Genomic DNA, 23894 nt, shown 5'->3' on the forward strand with positions numbered 1-23894 from the left:
TGCACGCGCAGATTGGAGAACAGATTCGCATTGCAGGAAGGTTTTGCGCGCGACAGAGTAAGCGCATGTGGCATTCTCGTTGCACGCACGATCGACTTGTTCACAGCGCACTGATTCACAACAAGAAGTTAGTGTCAGTATGTTAGCAAAGTTACGGGAGCAGGAAGTCTTGACGCCGCAGAACCTTAGCTCTGATTCCGGTCCCCGATAGCACGAGCATCGGGTCCCCGATGGCACGAGGGTTCTGGTCCCTGATAGCACGAGCGAATTCACAGCTTATCCCCAGCAGGAAGGACGAGGCCACGCTTGAGCAGTCGCTTGCTCAACGGACCGATGGGGACTGGTGCGAAATTCAGTCGCTCGGCACCGTTTGGGTCCTGCGTGATGATAAGTTTGTAACCCGGCAGCGTCTGCCGACGGACGATCTGGCGCAGGTCGTAAGCAAAGTGCTTGATTGGCGATAAGCTGCCGGATTTGGCGTGGAGATGTACGACGTCGAAGCTCCAGCCACCGCCCTGACGACCGCCATGCTTGCGCACCAGCCGATAGAGCCAACGCTCCAGCCCGCCGGTTAGATCGAAATACGCGCGGTCAATCGTCAGCACGAGCGCTTCATCGAGAACGCCCGTGTAGAACCAATCGGGCAGGATCAGCTCGATTCCACGGGCATGTCCGTGCGGATCGGCTGTCTCTTTCCATTCGTTGATCCAGGAGAACCGATACCGCCGCCGCTCGCTCGGCTGCCGGATCGATGTCACCACAGTGGTCGATTGCAACCGGTCGAGCGCAGCCTTCAGGCGGTCGTAGTCGCGCACGCTGGTGCCGCGGCCGACGAAGGTCAGGATCTCATAAGGCGTCGCTGCCATCAGCCGGGACGTTTTCAGGCCGGCATCACGGGCTTCGACAATCTGCGAGGCAGCCCAGATCAGAACGTCCGCGTCCCAAATCGTCGCCATGCCATGTTCCGGCACGGCTTCGACACGAATGGTGGTGGTGCCTGCGCGGAAATCGATGGGCACAATGCGCCTCGACTTTGCCAGCGAAAAGAACGGATACGCCATCAGGTCTTGCGCGTCGCGTGGCGCCAGATCGCCCGGGAGGGCGCGAAACAGATCGAGTTGGTCGCGCTCTGATCGCCGCCTCCTGCTTGCAGTGGAGTTGCTGTCCGGCATGGGTCAGCGCCGCTCCTTGCCGGCATACGGAACGGGTGTGTGCCGTTTCGCGGGCAGGACCGTGCCTGTGCCGGGATCGCGAGTGGACGTTTTGGCGCCGCGGTCAACCCACGCCTTCAGGTCCTCGAGCGCATACACAACGCGACCGCCGAGCTTGCGGTAGGTCGGACCTGTCCCATAGGTGCGGTGCTTTTCCAGGGTTCGGCCGGAGAGTCCGAGAAAGCGCGCCGCTTCGGGCGTGCGCAGGTATCGCGGCGGCAGGCCGGCGTTCGGATCGGGCATTTGCGAGGCTCCGTGGTCGTCTGGAGCGCGGCCGGCTCGGGCCGCGCATCGACGGTCACGATGGCGCAGTAAGAGTGCTTAGGGGGATGCCGAAGATCGAGCGATGATTTTCGGCACCCCTGCTCTACTCCTTGCGAGATGAGGGACGTAGCAATGCGCGATAGCCGCCGCGCATCAGAGCCAAGCCAGCCTGCACCAGGCGGATGGTCCGGCTGCGCAATTCGTGGGTTTTCCAGGCGCGCTCAGGGATGCGTTTTCGGCCGAACAGCACCTCGGCGATGACGCGATAGGAAGCGCCATCCATGTGTCCATCGAGCGCTCGCAGCACCAAGACGAGTCGTTCGCGCCGCTGCGCCGAAAGCTGATGAAGGGGAGGTCCCGGCCGGCGGCCGTTGATTGCGCGCCACAGCCGATGTGAGGCATGGGCGCGGATCTCAAAGTCCGCATCGAGCGGCAGTTCGGCCGCATAAGAGGCACCAAACTGCGGCGCCTCTTTCAGCCAGAGATGATGTTGTGCCCCTTGAATGCGCAATACGGCATGCCAGCCGTCAGATGCCTGTCTGATGGTGCCCGATGAAAGGTCGGGAAGCGGTAGCCTCGCGCCGAGCGCTTTTGAGCCGGACGTGCGCTGAACGACCGGCACCACCGTCGGCAACGCCTCAGGTGCCCAGAAGATTGTCTGTTGGTAAAAGGACCCCTGCGGGTCATGGGCGAAAGCAGACGCCCCATCTCCTTCGGAATTCGGAAGTCATCTGCGATCGATTTTGACGATAGGAAGCTCGATAGTTAGGGCTGCGCCGCAGTGACTCCCAGGCGAAATCCGCCATCTCGCCCGACTTGATAGCGTGCTGATACGCCTCCGGTGAGCGCCAGTCGAACTCGGACATTGCTGTGATCTCCTGCCGCAAGTCGATTGCGGCGCAATGTCTATGAAGCTTGGGATTGTTGGGGAAGTCACCAATTATGCATTGCGTGATGCCTGCAGGCGATCACACGTCAGCGGGGAAATCTGTTCTCGAGCGCGAATTCTTCATGACAGATTTTGCTACTTAGGCGCGCCGCCGCGAAGCAAGTCGCGGTAGCCGTGGTCTGCCATCCATTTTGCTCGCGCCAGATGACTATCAAACGCATTGCGGGCGCGAGCCGGTTCGCGATCCGGATCGATGTGCAACACAATCCGAGCCACTTCTTTCCAATCGGCGCCGTCAGTCTCGGCATCAAGAAGTCGCCAATACGTTACCAGATGCTGCTCGTCATAGGTCGTCAGCACCGGCGCATGCGGCGCGACATCCGCGACGTCGGGATCTAACGGTGGCTTCGTCATGTAGGCTTATGCGCACTTCGCTAATCTGCATCGTAAGCGAAACTTACCAAAATAGTTCGGTTATAGCCAGTGGTTTGATGGTCTGCCTAATGGCTGTTTGAGCGCATGAAAGCTCGTGCGCTCGTGGCCTGGAATGTGCGCCGGATCCGCGTGGATCGCGGTATTCCGCAAGAGCAACTGGCCTACGATGCCGGGATTGACCGCTCATATATGAGCGGCCTTGAGCGGCAATCTGAGAATCCGACAATTGATCTTCTCGACCGGCTCGCCGAGACGCTGGGTGTTCATTTATCTGAATTCTTTGTTCAGCCACCCAAGGGAGCGGCGACACCCGAGACGTTGCCTAAAGGTCGCAAGTCAGCGCGTCTACGTTCCAAGAAGCAATAGCATTGGGCGAGGTCAAGCCGCGCGGACAAGCGCCGCGTAAGTGCGCGTCTTAAACGAGCGAAAATCAACTCGACCAAGCCGATCCAGCTGCAGCTTTGCTCAATCGGCTTTTCTCCAAGAGCGAGCCCCGCCCGAGCAGTTCGGGCGGGGCGATAATAAGCCTCACTCTCCGTTCTTGCGCGGACGCGACCAGAGCAGGGTGTAACATTCGCCGCCTTTGCCGTCGAAGTTCGCGTAGATCGGCGCGTTGAACGAAGGGCGTCGAGCTTGAGCGAGCTAGTCGCGCCCCTTCCCGGAGCGCTTCGACCACGCTGCGCCTATCTCAGCCTTATTGTGCACCACAAGGAAAACTATGAGCAGTTCACCCGGCAATTCTCCTATGAGGACCCGGACACTAGGGGCTTAAAGACGATGGTCATAGTCGGCCCCGTTATGGGCGGGCTTTGCCATTCCAATTGAGCCTCCGCCCGAGGATTGAGCGCTCGGGCCGGCGCTATAATTCACAGGCGTCGACCTCCTCGTCCGGGAATTTCTCGGCGTCCAGCTCCAGCCTGTTCTTCGCCTCTTCCAGCTCCCCTGTGATCAGCACGTAGTCTTCGAATGTGCTTGAGGAGCTCATGTGCTTCTCGATCAGCTGCCGCAGCTCGTGCCTGAACTGATATTTGCTGACGGTCATTCGCCTTGCCTATCATTGCTGAGTTCACGTACGAGATCCAACTTGTCGAGCTGGCGCGCCGAAACGTTTGGTGAAGGTGAGGAACTGGAAGCAACATTGCGGTTGGTGCCAAGAACAGTCAGCCCAAGGACAAGAGTAGCAGAAATCCCGGCCACGATCAGGCGTACTCAGCTGAGGTCGCCCCAGCCTTGTCCCGCCAAAAACGCATAAGACAAAATGACTTCATTGCAATGCCATTTTCACGGCTGGACCGGTAGCGGATTCCGTTTGACCGCTCCCGCAACTCATTCGCTTACGACGCGTGCGATTCATCCAATAAAAGGTACCCCCTCGCGCATCCGAGGTTGGGAACAGTTCAAGATTGTCCCCTGTTAGAAGTCGCCCAATGCCGTACAACACAGACACCGCAACAATCACAGCGCAGAGATAGGCCGCAAGTTGAGGCCAGATTTCACCGTCACGGTTGAACATTAGCCCTCATATGGCACCGCGTGGCGGCGGCGTTCAAGGTGAGACGCGCTCTCATCCTGATTGTCGCGCCATAACCGCGCTTCCGACTGAAAATTTGAGAGCCCCCCATGGAGCACAAGGGCCGAGCTGCTCCCGCCGCCCAAAGCCAGGCAGCCACGCTGCTGGGAAACACCGCGTTACTTCGGCGTCGCTCAGAGTGTCACGAACGTTCCGCTTCTCCGCCCCCGGCACTCTTTACGACGTTGCGTAAGACGATTTCAGAAAGCTGCACAAGCCGCCGTTTGAGAAATATAACCAGTTGTGAGAGACGGAGGATCTCTTGCTTGCAGCGCTCCAGCTCGCGCCGTTCGTCTGTTATTGCAGAGGCTTCATGGCGATTCTTACTTGCCGTCATGGTTCATGTAGACCCCTTTTCCGAGAAGAGCTCAAAGTATTGCGTTCAGCGAACTCCTTTTCAAACACGAATTGCGCCGGCGCGCCGTGATCGCCTTCGACAAAGCCCTTCGATGCCAATAGCTCGCGGGCATCGCGCACCAGGGCGGGGCTGCCACAGATCATGACGCGGTCATGCTGCGGCTCCAGTTCCGGCAGCTCGATTTCGGTAAACAGCTTGCCTGACTCGATCAGGTCGGTGATCCGGCCGCGGTTACAAAATCTATCGCGCGTCACGGTCGGATAATAGATCAGCTGGTAGCGCACGAAGTCGCCGACCAGCTCGTCGCTCGGCAGTTTTTCCGTGATCATCTCGCCATAGGCGAGCTCGGCGACGCGGCGGCAGCCATGCAGCAGCACGACATTCTCGAATCGTAGATAGGTTTCGGGATCCTTGATCACGCTCAGGAACGGCGCAAGCCCGGTGCCGGTGCCGATCAGATAGAGATTACGCCCGTCCTCCAGGTTATCGATGACCAGCGTCCCCGTCGCCTCGCGGCTGACGATGATCTCGTCACCCTCCTTCAGATGCTGCAGACGCGAAGTTAAGGGAGCATCCGGCACTTTGATCGAGAAAAATTCCAGCCGGTCCTCGTAATGGGCGCTGGCGAGGCTGCGGGCACGCAGCAGCGGCTTCTCGTCGATCTTGAAGCCAATCCTGGTGAATTCGCCGCTGCGGAAGCGGAACGACGGATTCCGCGTCGTGGTGAAGCTGAAGAGATTGTCGGTCCAGTGATGGACGCTCAGTACGCTTTCCTGGTCGAAAATACTCATCCCACCGCTGCCGCGAAAGTAGACCATGATCCGGACCCGCAGGACCGCGTTAGCGCAAAGTTTTCACCGATTTTCCGAAGGATCATGCTACAAGCACCAGACGAGGCTCTCGATCAAGTACTGTCGGACCGATAGCTTCACGCACTCAACTGCTTTCGCTTTGGAAGATTGGCCTGTGCCCCGCCTGTAGCGATCAACCCGGCCGCTGCCAATTCACAAAGATCTCCAATCCTCTACTCGTTCAGCCCGCCGGCATCGCTGCTCAGATGAACTTCTCTCGCAGTTCACGCCGCGCCGGCGGGCTGACTTGGCCAGCTCACTCCCCGCCGAGTTTCGTGCCCATGTCGCGCAGAGGCATGGCAAATTTGGGGGCCTTTGCTTCGACAAACACGGTACGTAGCGAACGAACAATCTTGTTTCGCACGTGAGTGCGTCGTCTGGGCTTCAGATGGGAAAGTTTTGTACAAAGCCCTGCCATCTCGCTTAGAACCTGCGCGCTGTTGCACTACTGGAAAGAGCTCCCAAAGAGGATCGACGCTGCGAGCTTCGCCGAGGTAACGGTCGCCGAACATGCTCTCTCCGATTGCATGTGATTGCTCTGGGCTGACCGTAACAATATTCTAGTGTTGATTAATGCAATGAGCGCGTGTTCACGCTCAAATCCTGCATCCGGGTGCCTTCTTCGATGGGTTTCACGCGATAGCGATCCGCCTGCTCCCGAAGGGTCCCGCTAGCGCGCCACGTGTTCGGTCCGATACAGAACGTGCTGCCTCAGCCTCCACTTAAGCCAAACAGGCGAAGCGGAAACAAGAGAGGTATTGGCACGGAGTTCAAAGTCTGCATCGAGCGCCAGTTCCACGGAACAGAAGTCGACATGTGAGGCAGACGCGCTCCGCACCCGGCTCGGCAAGGCGTCCGATGCAGCAAGAGCAACTTGCGTACGACGCCGGCTTGACCGCTCATATATGGGTGGTCTTGAGAGGCAATCTGGGAAGCCGACATTGATCTTCTCGACCGGCTGGCCGAGACGCTGGTGTTCTTTTATCTGAAGTCTATGTTCAGCCATCCAGAGGAGCGACGACATCCAAGACTTTGCCTAACGGCCGCAAGCCAGCGAAGCCTACGTTCCAAGAAGAAATAGCACTGCTGCAAGAGCGACTTTATGGCCACGCAGATCGGTAGCGGCACCGCGCGCTCTAAAATGCGAAAATCATAAAAAATCGACCGCGCCATTGATGATTGCGGCTTTAGGTTCCAAAGGGACCCCGCCCGATCAACTCGGGCGGGGGTTAGAGCGAGCCTCACTCCCCGTTCTTGCGCGGCCGCGACCAGAGCAGGGTGTAGCCCTCGCCGCCTTCGTCATCGAACAGGTTCGCGTAGATCGGAGCGTTGAAGGACGGATCGTCGAGCTTGAGCGAGAGGTAATCACGGCCCTCGTCGGAGCGCTTCGACCAGGCCGCCCCGATCTCCGCCCTACCCACGTAGATGCGGTGGCTGGGCGCGTTCTCGTTGGAGCGATTGGCCTCAGCGACGATGCGGACGCCCTTGGCCTGCAAGCTCAGGGTGATGATCTCGCCCTGGAAATCGTTGCCGACTTTCTTGAAAGAACCGATGTTAGCCATGTCACTTCTCCTGTTGTGTTTCGAGCCCGCGACCACCGCGGCCTCGATGGCGATCTAGAGGCCGAAGACGATCGGCGACGCACCCGCTCGCGGGCCGGAGCGCAGCGGAGGACGTCGTTGTGGCGACTTTCTTGTCTCGCGAGGAATGGGCGAAGCCCAGGGGAAGAAAGTCGCGTCAACGGCGTTGCGGCTCAAACGATCGAGGCGCAGCCGGTCTTCGGCCAGATCAAGCCATCAAAGAGGCCACGTGCGTCCGCGTGCTGAACCGCAATCTTCGGAGAAGATTTGGCGAATCTCGGTTCTGCTGAACAAGGGGTTGGTACGGTTCGGCGCAGAAAGAGAAACAATCTGCTGCAAAGGGCGGTATCGGTCCCGGAAGGAATGATCGAGCGCGGCGTGCCGCTCCACCGCAGCCATGTGGGCCAGACATAGATTGGTAGGCTTGCTTAAAGCGCTCCGAGGAGAAGCCCTGTTACTTCTCACTCAAGCTCGACGACCCCTTCGTTCAACGTGGCGCCCTGTGCGACCTTCGACCGATGATGGCGACGATGCCTCATCACTCTTGCGTGGCGGCTGTGAGAACTGGTTGAGGCGCATGCTCCACCACCCCGGCCGACTCCGACGGGCGCGTCTCCGCGAAAACGGTCAAGCGTCCACGCCGTGCCGCCGATGCAAACCGCACCTCCGCAAGCGAAGGCCTCGCGCCAAGCCAGCGAAGGCACCCCGATCTGCGAGAGGGCAAACACCACATGATAGCCAGCGATTGCTGCAGGGACCGCGAATGCGGTTGCGATCGCGACGCGCAAGGTCCGGACCCGACTAACCGTGACGGCGACCTGACCGACAGCAAGCGTCAGTGCGCCGGAGGCCAATCCGATAAGCAGCGCGCCGACGACGCCTGCGCCATCAAATGCCAGCATTCCGACGCTGAGTGCGACGAAAAACGGCAAAGCGTACACCGCGAGCGCAAAGATCGCCCAGCAGAATAAGCCAATGCCGAGTGTGTTGAGAACAAGCCCAAGCGCGAGCATGGTGGTGGCTCCATGTGCATAGATGTACCGGTCGCGCCTTCCACCACCACCACGGCGCAGTTTCGGAGGTAAAATCGAAACGAGGCGGAGTTGCGGCATGCAACTCCGGCTTGGTTGTCTCGATGTCAAGTCCGACGGCGCTCACGCGCCGCCGAACCTCCAGACGGGGATGCCGAGCCGCTTCGCCTTGTCGGCGAGGTTGTCCTGGATTCCCGTGCCCGGGAAATGCATGACGCCGATCGGCAGAAGCTCGAGCATCGTGTCGTTGCGCTTGAACGGCGCTGCCTTGACATGCTTCGTCCAGTCGGGCTTGAAGGCGATCTGAGGCACCTTGCGATTGGTCGCCCATTTGGAGGCGATGAGTTCAGCGCCTTTTGGGGAGCCGCCATGGAGGAGGACCATGCTGGGGTGCTTGGCATGAACCTTGTCGAGGCGATCCCAGATGAGGTGGTGGTCGTTGAAGTCGAGCCCACCGGTGAGTGCGATTTTCGGTCCTGGTGGCAACATGACCTCAGTCTCGGCGCGGCGCTTGGCGGCGATGAAGTCGCGGGAGTCGATCATTGCCGCGGTGAGCGTGCGGTGATTGACCAATGATCCCGACCGAGGACGCCAAGCTGAACCGGTGTGGACCTCAAATCGCTCGATGGCGTGATCGCGGAACAGTTCCAGGCAATTGCGGCGCTCGATCAGCGTGATGCCTTCGGCCGTCAGGCGCTCGAGTTCGACCGATCGTACTTCGGAGCCGTTCTGCTCGCGTTGACTCTTGTGCTGCGCCTGTTCGTTGTCGTCGAGCTGGCGTTCGATGCGATCGACGGCACGGTGGAACAGGTTCACGGTCGACCAGAGCAGATCGTCAAGGTCTGGCTCAAGCCGCGTGTCGTTCAGGGTCGCAACAAAGGCGTCAAAGATATCCACTACGGCGCCGACGATCATCTTGCCGTCGGGAAGCGGTCTTGGATCGGGCTGGTCGTCGAAGGGACGATAGCCGAAGAGCTGTAATTCGGTGAGGACGTGGTCGGTTGGAGAAGAGGCGTGCGGCGGTTCGATGTCGTCATGGTCGGTCATGGGAATAGGTCCTTTGCCGGATCGGCCGCGACCATCGCGGCCTTCGTGGCGATCCTCTAACGGCAGGCGGAACGGCCAGAACCCGAAAGGGCCGAAGCGGCAGCGGAGGATGGCGGAGGCCGGCTATTTTGCTTCGCGATGCAAAGCGCGCTGGCCCAACGTATGATGTGTCCTCACATCGCTGCGCGCGGCGGAAAATAGCCGGACGCAGCCATTGCCGGCCCGGGCCGCTTGCCGTCCGATCGCCCTCTAGAAGGCCGAGGTCGCGTCCTCTTCCGGTATTGGCCTCGCCTATGACCGACGTGGCAGCATCGATCGAACACCGGAAGCTATTCTGCGACGGCCCCCGACGAATGCAGGAAGCGAACGACGTCCTCTGGCACGAGCTGAAGCCGCAATGCTGCCCGTATGGAATCGAGGCCGAAAACGTGCAGATCTTCGTTGAAGTCCCCCAACCGCGGCGACAGCGCGACCGCTTCAATGCCCGCGTCTGCTGCGCGCTGGCTGAGAATAGCATGCACCGCATCGCCGGCGGCATCGGAGTCGCGGGCGATATAGAGCCGGCGCAGGCTCGAGGGCAGCAACATGGCCGAGAGGTGATTGGCTGAAAGCGCGGCCGCCATTGGCATAGTCGGCAGCACGTAGCGCAGCGACAGCATGGTCTCAATGCCCTCGCCAGCAGCGACCACGTCGTCCACTACGCCGAAGCGAACCGCGTTCCCAAGGAGATCACCCATCGCGCGTCGTGGCGTATCGATCGGAGCCTTGCCGAGCCGAACACGATCGAAGCTGTCCGGATCGAGCCAGGTGCGGTGCACGCCGGTGATCCTGCCTTCGAGGTCCGTGACGCAGGCGATCATCGCCGGCCAAGTCTCGGTCGGCAGGTGTTCATCGGGCCGATAATAGCAGCGCGGATGGAAACGCAGACTGCCACCATGGTGCACGCGGGCTATTCCGCGACGCTGCAAATATGCCTCGACCACGGTCCGCTCGATCGGTTGCGATGTAACAAAGAGCCGTCTCGCCGCCCCTTGCGATCCAGCCGGTGCTAACGTACGAACGGGTTTCGGCAGGAGTTCCGGTTCAGTACGAGGCAGCCTCAGAAATCGCCTCGCCTCCTCGGCGACCTCGTGGAAGTCTCGCAAAGCCAGGCTTTCGCGGATGATGTCGAGGAGGTCGCCATGTTCCCCCGTTGCCGCATCGGTCCACTTGCCCGCCGGCCCCTTCGGCGATTCCTGGAGCCGCACGAATAGCGAGCGGCCCGGGGTGTTGTGGACGTCGCCGACCAGCCAGTACCGGCCCGCCCGCTTGCCATTGGAGAGATAGTGTCGGCACACCGCCTCCGCCTCGCGCGCGAGGCGGCCTGCCAGTTCGGAAGCATCGCGGGGCATCAGGCGGCCTCCCGCTCACCGATGCGCGCAACCGGATAGCTATCGAGCACCTTCGACAGGATCTCGACGCCGCTTGCGTCCGTCGGCACGAACATGCGCAGCTTCCAGGAGATAATCTCTCCAAAGAGGCCGTAAGCCCGCAAGCGATCGCGCATGGTGTCGTTGAAGCCCGACAGTTCGATACGGTGCGCACCCATCACCCGGGCACGGCGAAGCTGGAGCCCCTCCGCAAGCTCGAGGACGGTCCGTCCCTCCACGAGCGCGGCAAAGGCAGCATCCGGCGTCAACGAAGGCGCTTCCGCTACAAGGACGTTTGCGACCCAGGCGGCAGACACCTTGCGGCCGATGATGCGTTCGCCCGCATCGGTCTGGAGCCGATAGACGCGGGTCGATTCGTTCGGTAGTCGCTTCCAAATCGGCAGCAGCAAGCCCGCCACGACGTGGATCGTGCCTTCCGTGAACTCTAGGATCTCGGCAAGCTCCGCCAGCCAGGCCGCGGCGAAGCGGTCGCGGTCGGCGTCGCGCCAATGGCTTTCCGTCATCGTCTCTAGGGAAACGCTGTGCTGCTCCATCGGACGGATCAAGCGGACGCGCCGTTCGATCTCGCCGTCGTCAAGCATGAAGCTCGGGGCTGGGACTTGCACAGCGGCTCGTCCCGAGCGCTCATTGATCAGTAGAGCGGCGCGGCGATCCGAAAGACGACCGAGAGCTTCATCCAGGCTCACAGGATGATTGCGCTGGCGCTGGGTGATCGTGAGCAGCCGGGTCTCGGCGCTTGTGCTCGGATGGACGTAAATCGTGCGCCGGTCAGTGACGACAAAGCTCTCGGCGCGGAGCGTTTCCAGCCCGACGTCATAGGTGCCCGACGCGACCGCGCCGTCGATCCGAGCGGTCAACAGCTGCTCGAAGACGGTGAACAGCATATTCTGAAGATCGATCGTGAGCGCCAGCAACCTATTCAGGAAAGTCGTGATCGGCGGCAGGTCATCCCTGAGCCCATTGGGATCCGTGAGCTTCAGGCCGGTCGCATCCTCGAACCTCTCGAGCGAGCAGCCCTCGACCTTGCCGCGCGCGAGCAGCGTGTAGAGTTGGCGCAACGCATCACGCCCGTACTGACTTTCGAGATTGTCCTCGGGCCGGAACAGGCCCTGCCCTCCGGTCTGGCGCTGGCCGCGCGTGATCGCTCCCAACGTGTCGAGCCGGCGGGCAATGGTGCTCAGAAATCGCTTTTCGGCCTTCACGTCGGTAGCGATAGGGCGAAACAGCGGCGGCTGCGCCTGGTTGGTCCGCTTGGTGCGGCCGAGCCCCTGGATCGCGGCGTCCGCTTTCCAGCCGGGCTCGAGCAAATAGTGGACCCGCAGGCGGCGATTCCGCGCCGACAGCTCGGCATGGTAGCTCCTCCCCGTGCCGCCCGCGTCGGAGAACACGAGGATCCGCTTGACGTCATCCATGAAGGCCGAGGTCTCGGCGAGGTTGGCCAAACCGGCCCGGTTTTCAACCACCAGCCGGTCTCCTTTGCGAACGATGCGGCGCGAGCGGCCGGTCACCTCGGCGACCATGTCGGTGCCGAAGCGCTGGACGACCTGGTCCAGCGCCCCAGGCACCGGCGGCAGCGAGGCGAGCTTCTCGATGAGGCGGTCCCGGCGGGCGACGGCCTCCCGGCTCTCGACCGGTTGGCCGTCGCGATAGACGGGCCGGGAGCAGAGGTTGCCCTCCGAGTCCGAGAAGGGCTCGTAGAGCTGGACCGGAAAGGAATGGGCGAGGTAATCGAGGACATACTCGCGTGGAGTGATGTCGACCCGGACGTCGCCCAACTCCTCGGTCGGGATCTCGGCGAGCCGGCGCTCCATCAGCGCTTCGCCCGTCGAGACAATCTGGATGACGGCGGCATGGCCGGCGTCGAGATCACGCTCGATCGAGCGGATCAACGACGGCGTCTTCATTGAGGTCAGGAGGTGGCCAAAAAAGCGCTGCTTGGCACTCTCGAAGGCAGATCGCGCGGCCGATTTGGCCTGGCCGTTCAGCGTACCGGTCTCGCCCGTGATATTCGCGGCCCGCATCGCGGCATCGAGATTGTTATGGATAACGCTGAACGCGCCGGCGTAGGCGTCATAGATGCGAACCTGTTCGGGGGTGAGCTGGTGCTCGATGAGCTCGTACGCGACGCCCTCGTAAGATAGCGACCTCGCCGCGTAGAGACCGAGCGCCTTGAGGTCACGAGCCAGCACCTCCATGGCCGCGACGCCGCCCTCCTCGATCGCCTCGACGAACTCGGCGCGGGTGGCGAACGGGAAATCGGCGCCGCCCCACAATCCCAATCGCTGGGCGTAGGCGAGATTGTGGACTGTCGTGGCGCCGGTCGCCGAGACATAGACGACGCGGGCATGCGCCAACGCGTGCTGGAGCCTGAGCCCCGCACGCCCCTGCTGGGAGGCCGCCTGCTCGCCACGCTCGCCCTTCTGGCCTGCCGCGTTCTGCATCGCGTGGCTCTCGTCGAAGACGATCACTCCGTCGAAGTTGGAGCCCAACCATTCGACGATCTGCCGCACGCGCGAAAGCTTCTCGCCACGCTCATCGGTGCGCAGCGTGGCGTAGGTGGTGAATAGGACACCTTCCGAAAGCCTGATCGGGGTGCCCTGGCGAAACCGGGACAGTGGTGTAACCAGCAGCCGCTCCATGCCGAGCGCCGACCAGTCGCGCTGCGCGTCTTCGATCAGCTTGTCGGACTTGCTGATCCAGACCGCGCGGCGGCGGCCCTTAAGCCAATTGTCGACAAGGATTCCGGCGACCTGCCGACCCTTGCCCGCGCCGGTGCCATCGCCCAAGAACCAGCCGCGGCGAAAGCGGACGGCATTTTCTGCATCGTCGCGTGCGGCCGCCACAGCATCAAAAGTCGCATCCACCGTCCAGGAGCCCGCAAGAAACTCGGAATGCGCCTCGCCGGCATAGATGACGCTCTCGAGCTGGGCGTCGGACAGGATGCCATCCACCACGACATTAGCCGGCAGATGGGGCCGGTAAGACGGCTTCGGCGGCGCGACCGAGGCCATCGCCGCGGACTGCACGAGTGTGGTCGGATGCGCATGCGCGTCCGGAATACGGATCGCCTGCAGTGCGTATTCCTCATAAAGCGCATCGGTGAGCCGGGCACCTTCCGGCGGCGACCATTCGACCGTCTCATACGTAAGTTCGGCGCCTTCTGGCGCTGCACCGCTCGAAGTAGACGATGGGCATGGCGCAGAAGAGCCGAGGGATCGAGAATTCGCAGGGCGCCTGATGACGTCGACCACGCCCGGCGCGACAACGGGCAGCCTCGGAGGCACATGCTGGGTCACCCAGTCAAGCAAAGTGGCGACATCGCTCGCTATGCCCGGTGAACCGGGAAAGACTTTCGGGTCTGCGGCGGGCTGCTTGTCGATCACGAGCAGCCTTGTGTCGGTCTGCGTTCCGTGTTTCGCGTAGACCACGCCGTCGATGGCGGCAGAAAACACCACCCGCCCGCATTGCTGGAGGCGAACGAAGGCATCTCGCCATGCCGGATTGTCCGGCGCAAGGCTGGCGCCGGTAATGGCGACGAGACGCCCGCCGTCGCAAAGCCGCGCCAAGGCTGATGCGATATGCCGGAGAGCCGCGTCCGCCATCCGCCGATCGACGTTCGCCAACGCCGAGAACGGAGGGTTCATCAGGACAACGCTCGGTTCGACACCCGCATCGAGGTGATCATCGATCTGGGCAGCGTCGAACCGCGTGACCTTAACGTTGGCGAACAGTTGGTCGAGCAAGGCCGCGCGGGTCTCGGCCAGCTCGTTCAGTACCAAGGCGCCGCCGGCGAGCTCGGCAAAGATGGCGAGCAAGCCGGTCCCCGCGGACGGCTCCAGAATCCTGTCGGACGGCGTGATACCGGCCGCGGTGCATGCAGCAAGCCCAAGCGGGATCGGTGTGGAGAATTGTTGAAGGGCCTGGCTATCCTCGGAGCGCCGCGTATGGGTCGGCAGACAGCGCGCGATTTTCGCGAGCATCGGCAGCATCGCGGCCGTTGACCCAGCTTTGGTCCGGAGAGCCGGGCCAAACTTGCGAAGGAACAGAACGGTTGCCGCCTCGCAGACATCATAGGCGGTCTTCCAGTTCCAGGCGCCAGTGGCGTCGGAAGCGCCGAAGGCAGCTTCCATGGCGCCGCGCAGGACAGCGGCATCGATGCGACGGCCGCGCTCGAGATCAATCACGAGCTGTCGCGCGGCCCTAACGGCGGCGGAGGTGAGACTTGCAGCGGCACGCATCGAGAGCGGCGCGGCGGCAGCGCCGCCAGCGAGAGATTCGGTCATGACAGGGTTCTTTCGGAGAGCAGGAATGGGTCGAACCATCAGGCGCTCTCCTTAAGACCCGACGGCTCAAACCCTTCCCGGCCCGGCTCTCCCTCTCAGCCCTCGCCCATAAGAATGGGGACCGGCGCGACACACCGGTCCCCAAGCAATTGCCGGACGGCCGGAGCCGTCCCTTTCTACGATGTCACTCAGCCGCGTCGAGCTGTTGCGGATCATCGTCGCCCGCGTTGTCCCGATCCTCGTCATCGGCGAGGAATTCGGGCAACGGGCTCGCTTCACTCTCCTGCTCCCCTGACGCCGCATTGGGATCGACCAGACGCAGCGGCTCCGGCAACCAGCCCGAACCATCGAGAAGACGCTCGGCCTCCCTGGCCATGTCGGCCTTCTTCAGGTGGTCGATCAATTGCGCGGAGGATTCACCCTTGGCTTCCCGCACCGCCTCCAGAATGCGAGGCTTGGTGACCCGGCCGAGGTAGTTGTCGACGGTCGGTCTCCAGCCCGCTCGAACCATGTCGAGGTCGACAGCGCGTGCCAGCACATCTGCCTGGTCGAGCCGGGTGCGGACGCCGTGGGCGGAGACGCGGCCCTGATTGTCGCGGTTGGCCGGCTCATAGACGGCGTTGACCGCAAATGACGCACAGTGGGCGAACAGGGATGCCTGTGCGGCGCCATCGAGGGCTGTGAGCGCATCCCAGAGATCGTTCTCGCCCTTCGGCAGTCGTGCTTTCCAGCATTCATGCCGCGCCTCAACGGCCTTCGCGGACGCGCTTTCCCTCAAGCCAGGCGCTTGAGCCGGAAAAGTCGGCGTGCGAAGGCCGATCTCAAGGCAGCTTCCGGACGATGCGAACCTGTAAAAGGCCGTCAGCACGAAGTTGTGCAGCACCGCCTGGAACGCAATCGCAGGATTTTCCGCCAGCGCATCCCGCAATGCCAGCGTGCGATGCGCTGTCAACTCGGTGATCAGCCGATCCGGCAGAGGTTTGGTCGCGTCCTCATCATCTTCTTCCGTGTCAGCAGCGCCGCCCACCGCAATGACCGTGCGCTGGGTGGAAGTACCAGCCGCTTTCCCCTCAATCGACTGTGTGTCCGCGCCCTGCCCGACATCAGGATCGGCTGCCGACAAATCGTCCTCCGGCCGGACGTAACCCCGGTCCACCGAGAGGCGGCCTTCGGAATCGATGCTGACGAAGGCGCCAGCGCGGGCAATCTCGGCCGAATCGTAAATCATCGGTCGCTCTTCGAACGCCATCAGAGCCGCCTCGATTTCGCCGAGACGCTGATCGACCTCCTCGGGCAACTCGTCGGCATCCTGATAATCGGATTCAAGCCCGGCTTGCTCCGCGTTGAGTGCGTCGATGGTGGTCTGCTCCTCCGGGGAGAGATCGACAGGTTTGCTCTCGATTTCGCGCAGTCCCCCGGTGTGGCCGTAGGGGAACTCAATGGCGACCGAAATCCACTTCCAGCCCTCGGCTGCAATCGTCTCGGCTTCGGCTTTGAGTTTTTCTGTCACGAGACGGTCGAGCAAAGCAACGTCCTGGAGCCAGCCGCCATCATCGTGCTCGAACAGATCCCGCAAAACGCCGCCGCCAGCCTGCTCGTAAGCGTCCAGCCCAATGAATTGAACGCGGCGATCGGACGCGCGCACGGTATTCTCCGTCAGCATTCGCCGGATCTGATACGGTTCATCATAGCCGGATCGGCTGACGTTCTCCCAGACCTGCTCCTGCCTGGCGTGGTCGGCTGTCACAGAGAAAGCCATGAGCTGCTCGAGTGTCATGCCGTCTTCGGCATAGACGTCGTGGAGCTTTGGCGACACGGACGCCAGCCGGAGGCGTTGCTTCACGACCGCCGGGGAGACGAAGTGCCGGGCAGCGATATCCTCGTCGGACAGACCGGCGCCACTCAAGGTCTGGAAGGCTCGGAACTGATCGAGCGGGTGCAGCCCTACCCGCTCGTCATTCTCTGCAAGCGAGTCGTCTTCAGCGATGCCCCCCTCTCGCACGACACAAGGAACCGGCTGGGTCTTTGCCATCCGCTTCTGCTTGACGAGAAGCTCCAGCGCCCGATAACGCCGGCCGCCCGCCGGCACCTCGAACATGCCGGTTTCATTGCCCTCTGCATCGACAACGGCCCGCGCATTGAGGCTCTGCAACAAAGTACGCTGCGCAATACTCTCGGCGAGCTGCTCGATGGAAATGCCGGCCTTCACATGCCGGACGTTGGACTGGCTCAGCAACAGCTTGTTGAAAGGAATATCGCGTGAGGGCGACAAGGTGATCTTTTGGACAGCGTTCGTCATATCGATTCTCCACGACGGGCAGCCGAGAGCCTCTCTCTCGGCCTCCAACCCGTCGCGTAACCGCCGCTCCCCTCTCACTCTCTTGTTCGAGGCAGCAGTGGAGAAACTCACGCCACCTCCTGCTCCGCTCTCTCGGTCGTCATGTCGACAGTGACTTCCGGCAAGAATCCAAGGAGATAGTCCGCGACCTTGCTGGCCTGGGAAGCGGCCCGGACAATTGCACGATTGTCCTCGCGCAAGACTTCAAGCCACGAGCCGATATAGTCGGCGTGCCGCACCGTGGGCACGATACCAAGCGAGGCGCAACCGAACGCAGACGAGATTTCCGCAACCAACTCCTCGAAGGCGTACTTCCTGGTACCAAAGCTGCCCGACAAGTCGCGGTTGAGACGTGACGGATGGCCGCTGGCATGCGCCAGCTCGTGCAGGGCCGTTCGATGCCAATTGATCGGTTCGAAATAGGCTTGCGGCGGCGGCACCTGTACATAGTCTTCCGTCGGCGCATAGAAGGCGCGGTTGCCGCCGATGCGGAAGTCGATGCCGGTCGCCTTGATCAGAGCATCGACCGTCGGCTCGATCATGCCGGGTGGCGGTGGTGGCGCAGCGGTTACGATGTCCAAAGCCAGCCCGTCGCATTGATCGAGATTGAAAACGGTGAAGCGCTTCAAAAATGGAACAGCTTGTGCCGCTTCGCCGGTCTCATGTGCGCGGCGCTTTTCGTCGACCGGCACAAAGCGGTCTGCATAGACGACGGTCGTGCCGCGCTCGCCCTTGCGGACGTGACCACCGAGCGACAGCGCTTGGCGGAAGGTAAGCCAGCTCTGGCCTGCAAATCCGTGTTCAGTCGCCGCACCCCAGAGAATTAAAATGTTTATGCCGCTATATTGACGGCCGGTCGCTGCGCTCTTCGGCATGGCCAAAGGCGCCTTCGCCGCCGCGGTGCCCCAAGGCTGCACCCACGGCACTCGGCCGGCCTCAAGTTCGCCGATAATTTTGTTGGTGATGTCGTCATAAAGGCTTGCCCGGTCCTCACCGATGCGCGCCCGAGGATGATGTCTGGACATCGCGGATCTCCGCGACGGGCGCCGCGAGCCTCTCTCGCAGCCTGTAACCCGTCACGGCAAACCCGCGCGACACTCTGCCTCTCGCATCTACCTGAGCGAATGCGAAATCTGCGACGCAGCCCCGCCTTCCATCGGGTGTTCATGGGAATTGCGTTGAGCTACCTAGGGCCGCAAGGCCCGACCAGGCGTGCGCCAGGGCGCATCGCCTCAAGGGAAAACGCACCCGGAGAGCGTGAGCATAGCGACCCGAAGGGGCACGCGGGTCCGAGTGCAGCGACGAGACCGGTTCAATAGCGGCACCCGGGAACGGGGCAGTGATAGCGATCGCCGCAGGCGAGCCCCTTTTCCGAGTGCCCCCGGCGAGGAGCTCCGCATCGCTTTGCGCGAGGGATCGACGCCGCACGGCCGCGACGCAAAGCGGCTCGGTTCAACGAGAGCCAGGTGCGGCGAAAGCCGCACGCGCACGAGCGTAAGAACGCCACCGAGACCTGAGTCAGAGGATCTAGATTTCCTCGCGCGCATGCGTCTGCGCGTCATAGATCCTGATCCGAAGCATGGGAAAACGCCTCTTCAGTTCTTCGCCACCTGCCTGGCGCAGTCTCGTTGTAAATTCGGCTTTGAGCCGGCCGTCCACTTCAAGCGCGTAACCAGAGGCCGGCAATTCGCGGGTGGCTGCAATCATTTCATTCCCGTTGTGCAGTGTGTGATTGGGAATGATGGGCAGCCTGAGGCGCCCAAACCGCGCGAGACTCGATCGCCAAAAGCGGTGATTGGCTATCACACTTGTGGATTGATTAGATGGGGCTGGCCGCTTTCGCCCAAGGCCCGATGCCTTCCACGATGTCGTGATCGAGAAACGTCTTGTCACGTCTCTCCAGGGTCTTGTCCATCGCTCGCTTTAGTTCCGCTCGGTTGAGCTGCACATGTGCGGATTTAAGAGCAAAGAAGCCGTCACTGTTGGCTTGTTCTTGCACATCATCGCGCATCCAGGTCCAGGCGCGCGCGTCCGCCGAGCGCAGAAACAGGACCCAAGAGGCATAAGCCTCCACCGCATCCTGAGCTGCGATATAGGTCTGCCACCAATGATGGGCGCAGGCTTCACGCCAGCGCAGCCGCGCGGCCTTAGCGCGCAGACCGGCACTATCCGTGCGCATCTCGCCTTCGGGCCAGGCGTCCGGGACAGGTAGCGCATAACCGGTGCCTAGCCCGTCCAGGAGGGTACCACGTCGCTGCCGCCAAGTCAGCGACGAGGCACGATCCGCAGCCGCAAGATCGGCGATCCAGGCAGCCTTGCCATTGTACGCCGCCGCCAAGGCGACATCGAAGAGATCTTGATCCGAGTGGCAGAATGGTAGGCTAACAAGTTCATCCCGAAGCGCGGCGACGGGCGCCGAATCGGGAACGCGAAACACGATATGCAGCAACTCGTCTAAACCGGCCGGACCAATGTAGCGTGTTGTCACGGTCCTGTGCAGTGCGCGCCACAGCGCGGCACCGCGCGTGGGCTCTTGAATGAGAAGCGCCTCGCACAGCGCAAGGAACGCAGTCTCCGCAAGGCGCACGCGTCTGCGGAAATCCGTACTGATGTCGTGCGAGCCTTCCAGCCAGCGATCGATCATGTTGACTGCATGCAGGATCACAGGAACCAGATCGACGGCATCAACATTGGTGAGATAGAGGCTCGCTCCTGATTGCCTTGCTTCCTCGATGCGGGCTGTTGCGGTCTCTACCGCACGTTGGTGAGCCTTGATGCGCGCATCGGCATCGAGCGCAGCGCGGATCGCTGCAGGGCTATTTCGGTCTTGGGGATCTGGTCTCAGCTGCACGGAAACGAAGAACGGTGTGAATCTCTTCTCCGTCCGGTCGACCGTGAGTGTCGAGCCCGGGTCCGGTTCCGCGATTTTGTTGGCAGCAAGCACGTGACCGAAGATCTCGGCGGCAAGCCGCACCTCAGTGGGATCGGCGCCACGCACACGCGCCGCTTCCAGCAGGCGCCACGGCGCAAGCCGGGGCCCCAACTGGTCAAAGGGCAGAGCCGATTCGGCTCTGATAAGTGCGCCGGTGCCATAGTGGTTGACCCAGACATCGGCCGACGGGCTCCAGCCCCAGGCCTTTGCGGCAAGATAGTGCCCAAACCGAGCGGCATCGGCCAGTGTCAGCATGCGAAACAGCACACCGTCCAGCTCATGATCGGGCTGGTCGATCAAACTTATCAGCCACGACCAGGCTCTGTCGCTAAAGCCCCCCGGGTGAACCGACAAGAGCACGACGAGATCACGCCGCTGCTTGGCAGGCGCCGCGCCGTACCGCGCAATCAGGGCGTCAATGTCCGCAGAGGACGCATTTCGCATGACCTCGGCAAAATCGGCGGGAATGAATTTGAGATCGGCCGCAATAAGCCTATCGAACTGAGTTTGTGCATCACCAAGGGACTGCAGTTCGATCTTGAGCAGCTCGCTTGCCGAGATCGCATCATTATTCTCGTCCGCTTCGTGCGCGCTCAGGCGCAAAACCTGTGCTGCCTGCGCCTCCGCCGTTCCTGCCAGGATGAAAGCCTCGGTGGCGTGAATGGCGCTCCAATAGCGTGACTCGGGCGGACAGGACGCGAAGCTGTCCATTTTGCGCCGTAGCAAGGCGGCGAGAGCGTCCGGAGCGCATCGTGCGAGTGCCGGTTGGAGTTGTTCGAAGAACAATTCTTCCGGAATGTGTCCCATCTGCCGGTGGAGCTTCGCCACATCGAAGCCGGCCGCGGCGGAACGCAACTCCTCGACGAAGCCGGGTGGCGGCTGAAAGGTTGGATCAAGCCACAGCTCGCCGGTGCGCTGCAAACGGGTATGGAGAGGCCGCCCCTTGTCCTCAAGCGCAACGTGCGCGTGCCGGCGTTCAAGGGCAAAGAAACTCCGGCTCGGGTTTGGCAAGTAGTCATTCTCATAGGTGTAGTGCCGGTCGATGCCCGGGTCGAGGCCAGCGGCGCATTCCTCGTCGGCTTCCTGTCCGCTGAGCCAGAGCACGAGCGCCGCGGCCCGTGCAGGAAGCTGCGGGTGAATGCCGGATTCGGGCGTGCGCGAGCGGATATCCCCGGACAGACCGCGCAGGGCAACAGCTGTGGGTTCGGGATCGAGCTCATTCAAGTAGCAAAGCCATTTCAGGCCCTGCCAGCCATCTGCGTGTCCGCGGACGGCCGAAGCAACCGCGATGGCTTCGAAACACGGCATGATCTTCGATAGAGGGAAGCCTTCGAGAATCGAAGGCGCCGCGGCCGGCAGCCTGCCATCGTCGCGGCCGACTAGACGAAGCGTAACGCCCAGCACCGTTAATGGTCCGGACGTATCGATCCCGACACGGCCGCGGTAACGCTCCGCACGACGCCGCTCGAAGTCGGCGTTCGCGTCCGGCCTGTTGTCGACTTCGCGGGACACGATCGAAAACCAGGCACGGACCCGCGCAACGATCGCGGTCAATTGCGCGCCTTCAATCCGCGGGATGGCGCGAAGCGCATTGACCGCCCACATCCGAGCGGATGCGTGCGCGTGCGCGCCCGACTGTTCCACGGCGTCGAGAAGGGCGTCTGGAATGCTCGGTGCCAGGCTCGCAAGCTCTCGGCGGTGGCTATCGGTCACGTTCTGGGTTTGCAGCCACGCCGTAACAAGAACACCTCCGATAGGCGTTGTGAACGGGCCTCCCCGTTCGACAAGGATAGATACGGCCGCCCGCAGAATTTCCGCGCGCTGATCAAGGCCGGCAATCGGGTCGAGCCATTGCGTGACCTCGGCTTCGGCCGCCGCAAAGGTCGCACCATCCATCGCATCGAGTTGTGCAAGCAGCGCGGCCCCGAGCGCGTGAGCTACGACCGTCGGACTGAGCTGCATTGCGCCCGAGGGTCCGGGCCGTGCAAAGCGTCCGTCAATGATGTCGCTCAGCCGGGCATACACCTCTCGCTCGGAGAGATCGGGCCGGCTTGCCGTTTCGCCAAGGCTCTTGAGCGAGAATTCCTGGATACCGCCGCGGTAGCGTCCCGCGACTTCAGCAAGCCATGCACGCCACTCATTTTCGCTGAAGGATTTGCCGGCCCGATCACCGAAGGTGTCCCGCCCATATTCCCACAACAGCCGATGGACCGTGACCTGACCCGCCTCCACGAGCCGATCGCGAAAGCGGATGACAAGCCTGAACAAGCGCGGCGTGCACGCAAGTTCGATGAGTTCGGGATGCAAATCTGCCCGAGTGAGGTTCTCGAAAGCGAGCATCTGGTCGAGCTCGCCGCCTGAAGTGGCATCATAGACGTCGACGGCGACGGGGACTGCCGCGACAACAAGCCCGCGAAGTCCCGAGAGCTTGTCGTCAAAATGATATCGGCGCGTGCTGATGATCACACGCACCCGCCCCTCGAAGGCCACGCCCTGGATGGCCTTGAGGAGCGTTAGCCAAGGAACCGAGGGCTCCTGATTAAGGCCATCGAACAGCACGGTGAGAAGGGGCCCCTCCTCCCTCGGCCGCTTGAGCAGGTAGGCAAGCCGACGCAACCAATGCTCGGGATCGCGTGTCCCGGTAAGCTCACAGAGCCGCTCGGCCAAAAAACGCCTGATGGTCGATTCCGAGATCCCGGTCAGACCGGCGAGCGCGGAAGAGGGAACGGTGAGGATAATCGGCTGTTCGCGCATCCGGTCAGTCAGCCAGTCGAGCGCGGCCCAGGTCTTCCCGACACCGTCCCACCCGACGATCGCCGCCGGCGCGTCGTTAACGGCAGCACCCCTCCACCAGGCATCCAGCGCAGCATGAACCCGTTGGCGCCGTACCCTCTTGGACTGAGCACCTCCCGCCGCATCCTGCCCTAGTTCGGCATTCGAAAGGCGATGCGAGGTCCAGATGCCCTGCAGTTTGCGGTGCGATTCGGATCGCAGGCTTTCGAAGCCAAGGCACCAAACCTGCAGATTGCGCCGCAGGTTGGCGATTGCCTCGCCCATGGCAGGTTGTAAGCTGCGTGCATGATTGCCAGCGTCTTGCGAGAACTCGGCTTGCACGAGATCGGGGCCAAATGCGCACAAGGCAGCGAGCGGCGCGGGCTCATGTTCCTTCCAGCCGATGACGACAACGGGAATGCCGAGCCGTTCGCCCTTTTGCACCAGGTCCTGGGCGAGCTGCTCGGGAACGCTGCGCGTGGCAATCAGGACCCATGCTTCCAGCGCCTCGTCGCGTGCCAGCGCATGGTCGATTTCGCCGAGGAGTTCGCGATCGCTCAGGCTGGTGTCGTCGCCATATTTCTTGCACTCCAGGCGGAACCGGCGATCCTGCTGGCCGACCGCACCCGCATCGCCACCGTGTTGAAAACCTGACTTGGCCACCGCAATCGAAACGCCGAGCAACCGGCCCACAAGTCCGGCCGCGAGATTTTCCAGCTTGTGGGCGTTCCTCTCGGCCTGAAGCGCAGATTTCAATTGGCTCTGACGGGAAAGCTCTTCGGGGGTAAGCGGCATGAGTGATCGGTTGCAACGAATGGGACTTGCGAGACGGGTAGTTGGAATCCTGCCCAGGGCGCGATTAAATTCTTAGCGCCTGGGCAGAGCCTAAGCCCCGTCGAAGGC

17 protein-coding genes and 1 pseudogene are annotated in these 23894 nt (G+C 62.0%); 1 reads left to right on the plus strand and 17 read right to left on the minus strand.

Going from position 1 to position 23894, the window contains the following annotated elements; genetic code table 11:
- Positions 1 to 269: 269 nt before the first annotated feature.
- The 5 genes from AC0L3S_RS18550 to AC0L3S_RS18570 form a co-directional block, all read right to left on the minus strand.
- The gene (locus AC0L3S_RS18550; protein WP_259219303.1) at positions 270 to 1172 is read right to left on the minus strand and encodes a replication initiator protein A; all 903 of its coding nucleotides are present in this window, start codon (positions 1170 to 1172) and stop codon (positions 270 to 272) included.
- A gap of 3 nt (positions 1173 to 1175) precedes the next feature.
- The gene (locus AC0L3S_RS18555; protein WP_259219302.1) at positions 1176 to 1454 is read right to left on the minus strand and encodes a helix-turn-helix transcriptional regulator; all 279 of its coding nucleotides are present in this window, start codon (positions 1452 to 1454) and stop codon (positions 1176 to 1178) included.
- Positions 1455 to 1578: 124 nt separating this feature from the next.
- On the minus strand, positions 1579 to 2100 hold the full coding sequence (locus AC0L3S_RS18560; protein ID WP_259219301.1) for a DUF2285 domain-containing protein: 522 nt from the start codon (positions 2098 to 2100) through the stop codon (positions 1579 to 1581).
- A 58-nt stretch (positions 2101 to 2158) separates the two neighbouring features.
- Positions 2159 to 2341 carry a transcriptional regulator domain-containing protein gene (locus tag AC0L3S_RS18565; protein ID WP_456652740.1) on the minus strand — a complete coding sequence of 61 codons (183 nt, stop codon included), beginning with the start codon at positions 2339 to 2341 and terminating at the stop codon, positions 2159 to 2161.
- Between the two features lie 158 nt (positions 2342 to 2499).
- Positions 2500 to 2778, minus strand: a complete 279-nt coding sequence (locus AC0L3S_RS18570; protein ID WP_259219300.1) for a DUF2285 domain-containing protein — start codon at positions 2776 to 2778, stop codon at positions 2500 to 2502.
- A 105-nt stretch (positions 2779 to 2883) separates the two neighbouring features.
- Here AC0L3S_RS18570 and AC0L3S_RS18575 point away from each other — a divergent pair, with 105 nt between their 5' ends.
- The gene (locus AC0L3S_RS18575) at positions 2884 to 3165 is read left to right on the plus strand and encodes a helix-turn-helix domain-containing protein (RefSeq protein WP_259219299.1); all 282 of its coding nucleotides are present in this window, start codon (positions 2884 to 2886) and stop codon (positions 3163 to 3165) included.
- Positions 3166 to 3327: 162 nt separating this feature from the next.
- Here the strand turns inward: AC0L3S_RS18575 and AC0L3S_RS18580 are convergent.
- The 12 genes and pseudogenes from AC0L3S_RS18580 to AC0L3S_RS18635 all read right to left on the minus strand — a co-directional run.
- Positions 3328 to 3567: pseudogene (locus AC0L3S_RS18580) on the minus strand (DUF736 domain-containing protein); the annotation flags it as partial.
- 91 nt (positions 3568 to 3658) lie between these two features.
- On the minus strand, positions 3659 to 3841 hold the full coding sequence (locus AC0L3S_RS18585; protein ID WP_259219298.1) for a hypothetical protein: 183 nt from the start codon (positions 3839 to 3841) through the stop codon (positions 3659 to 3661).
- A gap of 861 nt (positions 3842 to 4702) precedes the next feature.
- A complete protein-coding gene (locus AC0L3S_RS18590) occupies positions 4703 to 5518 on the minus strand; it encodes a ferredoxin--NADP reductase (RefSeq protein WP_259219297.1) in 816 nt (271 codons plus the stop codon).
- Positions 5519 to 6819: 1301 nt separating this feature from the next.
- Positions 6820 to 7140, minus strand: coding sequence for a DUF736 domain-containing protein (locus AC0L3S_RS18595; protein WP_259219296.1), 321 nt, complete (start codon positions 7138 to 7140; stop codon positions 6820 to 6822).
- 479 nt (positions 7141 to 7619) lie between these two features.
- Positions 7620 to 8171, minus strand: coding sequence for a hypothetical protein (locus AC0L3S_RS18600; RefSeq protein ID WP_259219295.1), 552 nt, complete (start codon positions 8169 to 8171; stop codon positions 7620 to 7622).
- Between the two features lie 141 nt (positions 8172 to 8312).
- The gene (locus AC0L3S_RS18605) at positions 8313 to 9236 is read right to left on the minus strand and encodes a DUF2493 domain-containing protein (RefSeq protein ID WP_259219294.1); all 924 of its coding nucleotides are present in this window, start codon (positions 9234 to 9236) and stop codon (positions 8313 to 8315) included.
- A gap of 329 nt (positions 9237 to 9565) precedes the next feature.
- On the minus strand, positions 9566 to 10627 hold the full coding sequence (locus AC0L3S_RS18610; protein WP_259219293.1) for a DUF7146 domain-containing protein: 1062 nt from the start codon (positions 10625 to 10627) through the stop codon (positions 9566 to 9568).
- The gene (locus AC0L3S_RS18615; protein WP_259219292.1) at positions 10627 to 14949 is read right to left on the minus strand and encodes a strawberry notch family protein; all 4323 of its coding nucleotides are present in this window, start codon (positions 14947 to 14949) and stop codon (positions 10627 to 10629) included. The genes AC0L3S_RS18610 and AC0L3S_RS18615 overlap by 1 nt, the downstream gene beginning before the upstream one ends.
- 184 nt (positions 14950 to 15133) lie before the next feature.
- On the minus strand, positions 15134 to 17248 hold the full coding sequence (locus AC0L3S_RS18620; protein ID WP_259219291.1) for a ParB/RepB/Spo0J family partition protein: 2115 nt from the start codon (positions 17246 to 17248) through the stop codon (positions 15134 to 15136).
- A 107-nt stretch (positions 17249 to 17355) separates the two neighbouring features.
- Positions 17356 to 18312 (minus strand): ArdC family protein, encoded by a 957-nt coding sequence (locus AC0L3S_RS18625; RefSeq protein WP_259219290.1) that lies wholly within the window; start codon positions 18310 to 18312, stop codon positions 17356 to 17358.
- A 502-nt stretch (positions 18313 to 18814) separates the two neighbouring features.
- Positions 18815 to 18994, minus strand: coding sequence for a hypothetical protein (locus AC0L3S_RS18630; RefSeq protein WP_259219289.1), 180 nt, complete (start codon positions 18992 to 18994; stop codon positions 18815 to 18817).
- Between the two features lie 112 nt (positions 18995 to 19106).
- On the minus strand, positions 19107 to 23786 hold the full coding sequence (locus AC0L3S_RS18635; protein WP_473280329.1) for a hypothetical protein: 4680 nt from the start codon (positions 23784 to 23786) through the stop codon (positions 19107 to 19109).
- Between the last annotated feature and the right edge of the window lie 108 nt (positions 23787 to 23894).

Source organism: Bradyrhizobium sp. Ken01 (assembly GCF_055807355.1).

Bases quoted from the DNA above. Each gene is read 5' to 3' on its own strand.
- AC0L3S_RS18570 (WP_259219300.1), bottom strand. From the start codon at position 2,778: ATGACGAAGCCACCGTTAGATCCCGACGTCGCGGATGTCGCGCCGCAT.
- AC0L3S_RS18620 (WP_259219291.1), bottom strand. From the start codon at position 17,248: ATGACGAACGCTGTCCAAAAGATCACCTTGTCGCCCTCACGCGATATT.
- AC0L3S_RS18615 (WP_259219292.1), bottom strand. From the start codon at position 14,949: ATGACCGAATCTCTCGCTGGCGGCGCTGCCGCCGCGCCGCTCTCGATG.
- AC0L3S_RS18630 (WP_259219289.1), bottom strand. From the start codon at position 18,994: ATGATTGCAGCCACCCGCGAATTGCCGGCCTCTGGTTACGCGCTTGAA.
- AC0L3S_RS18595 (WP_259219296.1), bottom strand. From the start codon at position 7,140: ATGGCTAACATCGGTTCTTTCAAGAAAGTCGGCAACGATTTCCAGGGC.
- AC0L3S_RS18585 (WP_259219298.1), bottom strand. From the start codon at position 3,841: ATGACCGTCAGCAAATATCAGTTCAGGCACGAGCTGCGGCAGCTGATC.
- AC0L3S_RS18590 (WP_259219297.1), bottom strand. From the start codon at position 5,518: ATGAGTATTTTCGACCAGGAAAGCGTACTGAGCGTCCATCACTGGACC.
- AC0L3S_RS18605 (WP_259219294.1), bottom strand. From the start codon at position 9,236: ATGACCGACCATGACGACATCGAACCGCCGCACGCCTCTTCTCCAACC.
- AC0L3S_RS18550 (WP_259219303.1), bottom strand. From the start codon at position 1,172: ATGCCGGACAGCAACTCCACTGCAAGCAGGAGGCGGCGATCAGAGCGC.
- AC0L3S_RS18625 (WP_259219290.1), bottom strand. From the start codon at position 18,312: ATGTCCAGACATCATCCTCGGGCGCGCATCGGTGAGGACCGGGCAAGC.
- AC0L3S_RS18555 (WP_259219302.1), bottom strand. From the start codon at position 1,454: ATGCCCGATCCGAACGCCGGCCTGCCGCCGCGATACCTGCGCACGCCC.
- AC0L3S_RS18610 (WP_259219293.1), bottom strand. From the start codon at position 10,627: ATGCCCCGCGATGCTTCCGAACTGGCAGGCCGCCTCGCGCGCGAGGCG.
- AC0L3S_RS18575 (WP_259219299.1), top strand. From the start codon at position 2,884: ATGAAAGCTCGTGCGCTCGTGGCCTGGAATGTGCGCCGGATCCGCGTG.
- AC0L3S_RS18565 (WP_456652740.1), bottom strand. From the start codon at position 2,341: ATGTCCGAGTTCGACTGGCGCTCACCGGAGGCGTATCAGCACGCTATC.
- AC0L3S_RS18635 (WP_473280329.1), bottom strand. From the start codon at position 23,786: ATGCCGCTTACCCCCGAAGAGCTTTCCCGTCAGAGCCAATTGAAATCT.
- AC0L3S_RS18600 (WP_259219295.1), bottom strand. From the start codon at position 8,171: ATGCTCGCGCTTGGGCTTGTTCTCAACACACTCGGCATTGGCTTATTC.